The 7,914-nt window shown below is 73.4% G+C and carries 7 protein-coding genes; 3 read left to right on the top strand and 4 right to left on the bottom strand.

Going from position 1 to position 7,914, the window contains the following annotated elements:
* Positions 1-143 precede the first annotated feature (143 nt).
* From DSY14_RS12675 to DSY14_RS12665, 3 genes are all read left to right on the top strand, one after another.
* Complete coding sequence (locus DSY14_RS12675) at positions 144-293, top strand: hypothetical protein (protein ID WP_211716724.1); 150 nt, start codon at positions 144-146, stop codon at positions 291-293.
* Positions 286-471, top strand: coding sequence for a helix-turn-helix domain-containing protein (locus DSY14_RS12670; RefSeq protein ID WP_211716723.1), 186 nt, complete (start codon positions 286-288; stop codon positions 469-471). The genes DSY14_RS12675 and DSY14_RS12670 overlap by 8 nt, the downstream gene beginning before the upstream one ends.
* Positions 472-809: 338 nt before the next feature.
* Positions 810-1,685 carry an MOSC domain-containing protein gene (locus tag DSY14_RS12665; RefSeq protein ID WP_211716722.1) on the top strand — a complete coding sequence of 292 codons (876 nt, stop codon included), beginning with the start codon at positions 810-812 and terminating at the stop codon, positions 1,683-1,685.
* Positions 1,686-1,691: 6 nt separating this feature from the next.
* Here the strand turns inward: DSY14_RS12665 and DSY14_RS12660 are convergent, their stop codons facing one another.
* The 4 genes from DSY14_RS12660 to DSY14_RS12645 all read right to left on the bottom strand — a co-directional run bounded on the left by DSY14_RS12660 (position 1,692) and on the right by DSY14_RS12645 (position 7,887).
* Positions 1,692-4,832 carry a sacsin N-terminal ATP-binding-like domain-containing protein gene (locus DSY14_RS12660; RefSeq protein ID WP_211716721.1) on the bottom strand — a complete coding sequence of 1,047 codons (3,141 nt, stop codon included), beginning with the start codon at positions 4,830-4,832 and terminating at the stop codon, positions 1,692-1,694.
* Between the two features lie 236 nt (positions 4,833-5,068).
* Positions 5,069-5,824: a DUF3027 domain-containing protein gene (locus DSY14_RS12655; RefSeq protein ID WP_211716727.1), complete on the bottom strand. Its 756-nt coding sequence runs from the start codon at positions 5,822-5,824 to the stop codon at positions 5,069-5,071.
* A 379-nt stretch (positions 5,825-6,203) separates the two neighbouring features.
* Complete coding sequence (locus DSY14_RS12650) at positions 6,204-6,587, bottom strand: cold-shock protein (protein ID WP_211716720.1); 384 nt, start codon at positions 6,585-6,587, stop codon at positions 6,204-6,206.
* A gap of 505 nt (positions 6,588-7,092) precedes the next feature.
* Positions 7,093-7,887: a hypothetical protein gene (locus DSY14_RS12645; protein WP_211716719.1), complete on the bottom strand. Its 795-nt coding sequence runs from the start codon at positions 7,885-7,887 to the stop codon at positions 7,093-7,095.
* Between the last annotated feature and the right edge of the window lie 27 nt (positions 7,888-7,914).

Raw genomic sequence — 7,914 nt, 5'->3', positions numbered from 1 at the left:
CTCGCACTGGCGCACCGAGGTCGAGCCCACCCCGGAGCTTCTCGAAGCGAGTCTGCGCCGCCACCACGGCGACCCACCCGGACCCACACCCGACACCACCGGCCCGCCCGGTGTCCGCACCCCGGGTTTCGGAAGGAGCCCCCATGTGTGACCAGCAGCCTGCCATCCCCGTCTCGGGGGACAACCGGCCCCTGTCGGCGGAGGAGGAAGAGGCCTGGCGCCGCCAGGGCGAGCGCCTGGCACGCGACCACGGGCTCATCGAACCGGAAGCCCCGGAGGCCGGCGATGACTGAAGGGGTACTCACCACCACACAGGTCGCCCAGGCGTTCGGTGTCCACCCCAGGACGGTGACCGCATGGGCCCAAGCGGGCAAGCTCCCTCACTTCTGGACCCCGGGAGGGCAACGCCGCTTCCACGCCCATGACGTGGCCCCGCACCTGACATGGAGCCGCAACCACCCCGCCGGCTGAAGGCACGGGGCGAGGAAGAGGGAGCGCAGCGGTGACCACGCCGACATCGTGGGCGGTGTGCCCGACCGGCATGAACCCACCGACGCCGGGTGGGCCCCGCTGCGCTCCGTTCCTGTCCGTCAACGCCCGCGAGGCGAGAAGGTGGCCGATCACCGCACCGTCATCAACGCGATCCGCTTCCGTGTTCGCGCCGGCATGCCCCGGTGTGACCCGCCCGAACGCACACCCCCTGTCATCCAGGGGGTCGCGCGTCAACCGAACACCCCCTGTGATCCAGGAAACCGCGCCCGCGCGCTACACCCCCCGGTGGTACCGCAGGCAGGGACTAGCGTGGGGGCATGATCCCTTCACCCACCGTCCGAGTGCACGCGCTCGTCGTCTACCCCGTCAAGGGCTGCGCGGGCGTGCCCCTGAGCAGCGCCGCGTTCACCCCCGCCGGGCTCACCCACGACCGCTCGTTCATGGTGGTCGACGACTCCGGCACCTTCCGCAGCCAGCGCAGGGACCCCCGGATGGCACGGATCGTGCCGGAGATCGACGCCGACGCCTCACGTCTGGTGCTGCGGACCGAGGGCGTCGCGCCGCTCGTGGTCGAGACCGACCCCGAGGGCCCTCGCCTGGACGTCACCGTCCACGGTGGGCACTACCAGGGCGTGGACCAGGGCTCCGAGGCCGCCGCGTGGCTGTCGGAGGTGTTCGGTGCCTCCAGCCGCCTCGTGCGCGTGCCCGACGACCACGCGCGGTCGACCGGCGGACTCACCCCCGGCACCGCGGGCTTCGCCGACGGTCACGCCGCCCTGGTGACGTCGTTGTCGTCCCTGGACCTGCTGAACGAGCGCATCGTCGCCACCGGTGGGGAACCCGTGCCGATGGAGCGTTTCCGTCCCAACGTGGTGGTGTCCGGGTGGCCCGAACCGCACACCGAGGACCGTGCGCGCACGCTGCGGGTCGGCGAAGCCGGGCTCGGCTACGCCAAGGTGTGCGTGCGGTGCGCGGTCACCACGGTGGACCAGGACACCGGGGACAAGCGCGGACCCGAACCGTTGCGGTCCCTGGCCGCCTACCGCCGCGCGGACACGGGCGGTGTGGTGTTCGGCGCCAAGTTCGCCGTCACCGCCCCGGGCACGGTGTCCGTGGGCGACCCCGTGGAGGTCTCCGACTGGGACGAGCCCGAAGAGGGGCTGGGCCCGCGCCTGGTCGGCGCGCTCACCTGACCGCCGCTACTCCAGGTCGGACTCGGCCAGCAGGTGCGCGGCGGCCGAGGGGTCGCGCAGGACCGCCGCCAGCAGATGACGTCGCGGCCACAGACCGGCCCGCCAGCACAGCGCCCGCGCCAGACCCTCGGTACCGGAGGCGTGCACCGTTCCGTCGCCGACGTACCAGTCCACCTCCACCCCGTCCACGGTGAGTGTCCGGTGGTGCAGGTAGGTGCGGTCGGGTTCCCGATCCCCGTCGAGGAACAGCGCCGCCTCGTCCGGTACGGCGCGGATCCCCCCGGCGGAGTCCACCTTTCCGGTGACGCTCTCCGAGGCCAGGTCCAGGTCCATCACGTCGGCGAGGCGTTCGGCGCTGTGCGCCGCAGCGGGCACCACGGGTCGGTCCGCCACGAGCGGCAGCAGGTCCGGGGAGTCGACCACCACGGCGTCCTCCGCGTCGGCGACCACGATCGCGCCGCCCCGGACCGCGCGCACCAGCCCGGGCGGGGTGACCAGGTCGGCGTCGACGTCGGCCAGGGCCGTCCACAGACGACGCAGGGCGGCCCGATCGACGTGGCGGGCCGGATCGGCCAGGCGGGCGAGCAGGTCGTCGGCGCCGTCGGGGTCGGCGAGCAGGTCGGCGAGGGTCGTGCGCACCCCCAGCGCCCGCGCGAACTCGGGGTCGACGCCGGCGGGCACCTCGTCGTAGAGGCCCAGCAGCGGCGGTTCGGCGTCGGCGACGCGCAGCTCCACGGGGGCGCGGCCGTCGAGGAGCGCGCGGGTGCGCAGCCACCACGCGGTGTAGGAGGGCACGTCCTCGACCCGACCGTCCGGCATCAACAGCCGCGTCGGCGCGGTCACGGCCTCGCGCAGCGGTCCGGTGGACAGCATCGACAGCACGCGCGGCCAGGCGTCGTCGGCGACGTAGTCGAGGTCGGCCACGCACACGAGCTCGGGGACGACCGGCGGCAGCTCGGGGTCGCCGAGCCGTTCCAGGAGTTCGTCGGCCCAGTCCTCCAACCCGTCCGGTCCGCCCTCACCCGCGGTCCCGTCGAAGGCGGCACCGGGGTCCTCCCCCAGCGCGACCTCCTCGGCGCGCACCACGGTGAGCCCCCACACGGCGCCCACGGCGCGCAGGGCGTCGGTCCCGTGGCGACGGACGAGGTCGTCGTGGACGGTGCCGAACGGCGCGTCGTCCACCAGCAGGTCGATCAGCGGGGCGCCGGGCACCAGGAGCTCGGCGGCGACCGAGTAACCGTCCTCGTCGTCGCGCAGCGCCAGCTCGGACAGCCAGGGCAGGTCGTCCACGGTGGTGCCCGCGGCGGCGACCAGGTCCAGGACGGCCTCGGCGATCGGTTCGGGGTCCTCGGCGTCGAGCGAGTCGCGCACGGCCGCCTCGGTACGGGGGTCGGCGAGCACGGTCGCGGCGCCCGCCTCCACCGCGCCCAGACGCAGCAGGAGCGGGTGGGCGGCCTCGGGGTGGACCACGCGCACGCCCAGGGTGGCCAGGGCCGCGGGGTCGAGCCGGTCGCCCTCGGCGTCGGTCACCCGGGCCCAGTCGTCGCTCGGCACCAGGAGGGAGCGGGGCCCTCGGACGAGGCGGTCGTCGGCCAGGGGCACCGGTAGGGAACCGAGTTCGTCGAGGTCGGCCCCGGCGGAACCCGCGGTGGTCAGGGCGCCGTACAGGGACGCCCACCAGGACGGTTCCCGCTGGGCGTCGCCGAGCAGGTCGGCGAGGTCGGCCAGGCCCAGTCGGCGCATCCGCAGCGACACCAGCGCCGGGTGACGGGGGCTCCACCCTCCGGGCAGCAGCGGGGGGACCGACGCGGCGAGGAGGTCGACGAGTTCGGGGGCACCGTCGGCGCCACCGGCGTCCAGGACGACCGCGTCGCGCGGGGTGATGGGGTGCCCGGCGGCGGTGACCAGGAACGGGGTGTCCAGGAGCGGTTCAGCGACCCGCGCGCGAAAGACCGCGTCGATCGCGCCGCCGCCCACACGGGTCGCGGGGACCAGGTCGAGGGCCTCGCGGGCGTCGAAGCGACGCAGGAGCGCGCAGTAGGCGGTGGCGGCCTCCATGAGCAGAAGGTCGGTGGCGGCGCCGGGCCGCACCGACCGTCGGTCCGACCCCAGCGGGAACGTGCCGATGAGCACCGCGGGCAGGTCGAGTTCGGTGTCGGTGGGGGTGGGCGCGTGCACGACGTTCTCGACGTCGGCGGGCAGGACCCCCACGCCGCCGTTCTCGTCGACCGGCGCGGCCCAGGTCAGCGACCACGCGGTGCGTGCGCGTTCCTCCGTGGGCCGGTCCGAGAGCAGGTGCGGGTCGAACGTTCCGGAACGGGCCAGGGTGCGCCACCGGGTGGCCCGGGTGCCGCCGCCGTTGTGGTGGGTGGTGACCAGGTCGGCGCCGGAGTCCTCGTCGGCGTCGGCGCGGGTGAGGACGCGCTCGGCGCCGTCGACCACCACGTGTACCTCGGACAGCCCCTCCAGGGCGAGCAGGAGCGCCTCGCCGGTGCGGTCCAGCAGCTCGCGGACCCGCTCACGGGCCCGCGCGTCGCGGAGCACGAGGGTGACGACCGTGTCGTGGTCGCCGGGGGGCCGCGCGGGGAGGGCGTCGGAGGGGAAGGGCAGCCTCAGCATGGGGACGTGCCCGGAGCGGCGCCCCACCTCCTCGGCGAGGTCGGTGTGGGTCCCGTCGGCGTCCAGCAGGTCGGTGACCACGGCGCGGGCGCGTGCGGCGGAGAAGTGCACGGCCCCCGAACCGGAGTCGACGGTGACGTCGTCGCTGAGCGCCGCCACCGCCGAGAAGCCGACGCCGAACCGGCCGACGGAGGCCGGATCGTCGCGCTTGGTGGAGGCGCGCAGGGTGGCGAGGGACTCCACGCCCTCGACGGTCAGGTGAGCCCCGACGTTGGCCGCGGTGAGACGGTCGCCGGCCAGCTCCAGACGCAGCCGTCCGGGGACTCCGGCGCGACGGGCGGCGTCGGCGGCGTTCTGCGCCAGCTCCACCACCACCCGGTCGCGGTAACCGCCCAGCGCGAAGTCCTCCTCGGCGTTGGCGTCCTCACGGAACCGCGCGGGCGCGTCCGCCCACGCCGACAACACACGTCGGCGCAGCTCGGCGGTGTTGTAGGGGTCGGTCACCGACGGGGTCACCGGCTCGGCCATGGTGGTCTCCTCCTGCGCGAGGCGCACGGTGCGTCAGGCCCGGCGCGTGGGCGCGCGGTACCGGCGAGGCGAGCGTGTTGGATAGCTCGACCCTAGCCCACGGTCGGCGCGGGCGGGCGCGGGTGTGGTGCGTGGCGCGGGGCGTGGGCGCCCCGGGGCGCGTGACGCGTCAGGGCCCCGCCGCTGGTGCGGCGGGGCCCTGTGTCGTGTCTCGGGTGGATCGGCCCGTGGTGGGTTCAGGAGTCGGAGGAGACGAGCTCCAGCTCCGCGGTGTCGTCGAAGACGATGTGGTCGTACCCCATCTCGTCGACGACGGGTGCGACCGGCCCGTTCTGCGGGCCCGGTCGGCGGACCTCGGAGTGGGCGCCGCAGCCGTGGTCGAGCGAGACCACCTTGCCGTCGTCGGGTGCGAACTCGTTGGTGCACACTCCGAACATCTGGCGCAGCTCACCGGCCAGCGGTGTCATGAAACCGCACGTGCTGCAGCGGCCCGGGGCCGCTGTGGCGATCGGGCTGCGCGGCCCGGAGTCGCCGTTGTACCAGCGCTCCGCGGCCTGCTCGCGGCCGGTCTCGGACAGCACCTGGCGGCGGCCCAGTCCGAGTTCCCACACCATCTGCTTGTCCATGCCCTCGGCGTCGAGTTCGCTGTCGGGCACCTGCGCGTAACCGGGGACGAGTCGTTCGTCGTCCTCGTCGGTGGGGAGAAGGTCCCCCACACCGAGGTCGCCGGGGCGCAGTCTTTCCTTCCATGGCACCCACTCGGGCGCGACGAGCGCGCCCTCGCCGGGAAGCTGGACCACCTCGTTGACGGTGACGTCCTTGGAGCGCGAGGCGCGCACCACGGTCACCGCGTAGGTCCACCCCGGGTAGGCGGGGTCCAGGCACTCGAAGAAGTGGGTGACCAGGCGTGTGTCCTCGACCTGGGCGGTGAGGTGCTCACCCACCCATTCGGGTCGCCCGACCTCCGCTGCCACCGAGCGGGCCAGATCCACCGCGTCGATACATGCCTTGTCCGGTACAGGAGAACGTCGAGAAGGGCTCACGCTCCCCATTCTCACTGATCGCGGGCACCGATTTGACCACAACGCGGGTCAAGGTTCGGCCGATTACACCCTCTTGATCGTCTCTTGTCACATCGACGGTCGGGACGGTCGCGGACCGCGACCGCCGCGGAGCGCGCCCGCCTCGCGGGCGCTCGCGTGGCCGCGCACCCCCACCGTGAGGCGATCGGGATCCGAACGGAAGGGGCGGGGTGAGGAGGGGGTTCGTCGGTCTCCGCGGACTCCGGCGCGGTGGCGCCACCGCGCCGACCGCCCGCCGTCCACGCCGCGGCCGTGGTGGACGTCGACGGCGTCCACCACGGCCGCGTGATCAGGCCTCCAGGTCGTCGGCCACCACGCGCAACACCTGGGCGACCCTGGCCGCCTCGCGCTTCTCCGGGTGACGACCCCGCCGATAGTTGTCGGAGACGTTCTCCAGGAGTGTGATGAGGTCCTCGGTGATGACCACCATCTCGTCGGGCTTCTTGCGCCGCGCCTTGGCCACGGAGTGCTGGGCGTCGAGCAGCTTCACCTGCAACGCCTGGGCTCCCTTGCGTCCCTCGGCCACGCCGAACTCGACCCGCTGGCCGGGCCGCAGCGCGGCGGTTCCGGAGGGCAGGGACGTGGAGTGGACGAAGACCTCGCCGCCGTCGTCCCGGGTGAGAAAGCCGAAACCCTTGTCGTCGTCGTACCACTTGACCTTGCCGGTGGGCACGGTGGTGACCTCATGCTTTCACTGGCGGGCGACGCGAGGGTGTGGAGAACGGTGCCGACCACCCTTTCCGCCACCCCGGCGACCCTTGGTTTCCATAGGTGCGAACCAGGCTAGTACTCGGGTGCTCGCGAAGGCGAGGGAGAATGCGGCGGGTCCGATACGGGCCGACCGGGCCACCCGGACCGGGCATGGGTACGAGGCCCGGATACGGCTCACCCGGGCCTCGTGGGTGTCGACGTCGCCCCCTCACCGCTGGTGCGGAGTGTGGGACGGGACTCGGCGGAATCAGGGACGCCGTCGACGCGCCGGTTTCCGGGCTGGCGGCCGGAGCACCTGGCGGGACCGCCCTGGAGCGAAAGCGACGGTGTACCGACATGATTACCCGAAGCACCGGGCGCGGATACGTCGCCACGGGCCGACCGGAAAAGGTTATTCCCCAGGATTTGCCAAGAGATGACCGAAGGGCGCGGGTCCGGGGCGTGTGCTCCCGGCTCGCCCCCTGCGCTCAGTCCACGTCGAGATCGGCGTCGTCGGCGGCGGCCAGGTGGGCGGAGCGGTCGGCCGCCCGCGCGGAGCGGGCCGCCCCGGGGAAGAGGAAGAGCACGCAGACCAGGGAGGCGATACCGAGCGCCGGCGCACCGGTCGCGGGCAGGGCCTGCTGGATGTAGAGGTCGATGAACTTGGCCTCGCCGTTCCACAGGGCCACACCGACCACGCACGACAGCAGGGGAAGGCCCACCCCGACCCACTTCTCGCGGGCGCCCCACACCTGGCTGAGCAGGAGGAGCACGGCGCCGAGCACCCACAGGAACGCCACGTCCCACCAGACCCCGGCGAGCACGAACATGGTCAGGGCGACCGCCTCGGGTGCGCGGTGACGGACCATGAGGAGGCTGTTGCGCAGTACCCCCGGGCGGCGTGTGGTCCGGCCGTCCATGCGCATGTCGGTCTGGCTGGGGCCCTCCAGGAGGGAGAGGAGGCCCTGGCTGGGACCGCCGCGCCAGGGGGGCGGCGGCCGGTTCGCGTGCCCGGGCCGGTTCGGGATCATGGCGTCGTCCTCCAGATCCAGGGTCTGCCCGGTCAGCTCCTCCTCCACGAGGTGTTCGGGCGCCCCGAAACCCCGGAGGATCCGTCGCACGGTGTCGACCTCGTCGTTGTCGGCCGCCTCACGGCGCTCGTCGATGCGCGCGCGCAGGCGCGTCAGGTACGCGGTCCGTTCCTTCGCCGAGACACGACCGTACAGCGCGAGGCCGACCCTCGAGAGATAGTCGAGTACCAGTTGTTCCGAGCGCTGGTTCATGGCCCCATATTGGCCCACAATGACCTG

The sequence above is a fragment of the Nocardiopsis sp. MG754419 genome, assembly GCF_018207095.1.
Lineage (GTDB): Bacteria > Actinomycetota > Actinomycetes > Streptosporangiales > Streptosporangiaceae > Nocardiopsis.
This window is presented reverse-complemented; position numbering and strand designations above follow the sequence as displayed.

Excerpts from the sequence above, each read along its gene's own strand:
- DSY14_RS12660 (WP_211716721.1), bottom strand. The coding sequence starts at position 4,832 with ATGGCCGAGCCGGTGACCCCGTCGGTGACCGACCCCTACAACACCGCC.
- DSY14_RS12675 (WP_211716724.1), top strand. The coding sequence starts at position 144 with ATGTGTGACCAGCAGCCTGCCATCCCCGTCTCGGGGGACAACCGGCCC.
- DSY14_RS12645 (WP_211716719.1), bottom strand. The coding sequence starts at position 7,887 with ATGAACCAGCGCTCGGAACAACTGGTACTCGACTATCTCTCGAGGGTC.
- DSY14_RS12665 (WP_211716722.1), top strand. The coding sequence starts at position 810 with ATGATCCCTTCACCCACCGTCCGAGTGCACGCGCTCGTCGTCTACCCC.
- DSY14_RS12670 (WP_211716723.1), top strand. The coding sequence starts at position 286 with ATGACTGAAGGGGTACTCACCACCACACAGGTCGCCCAGGCGTTCGGT.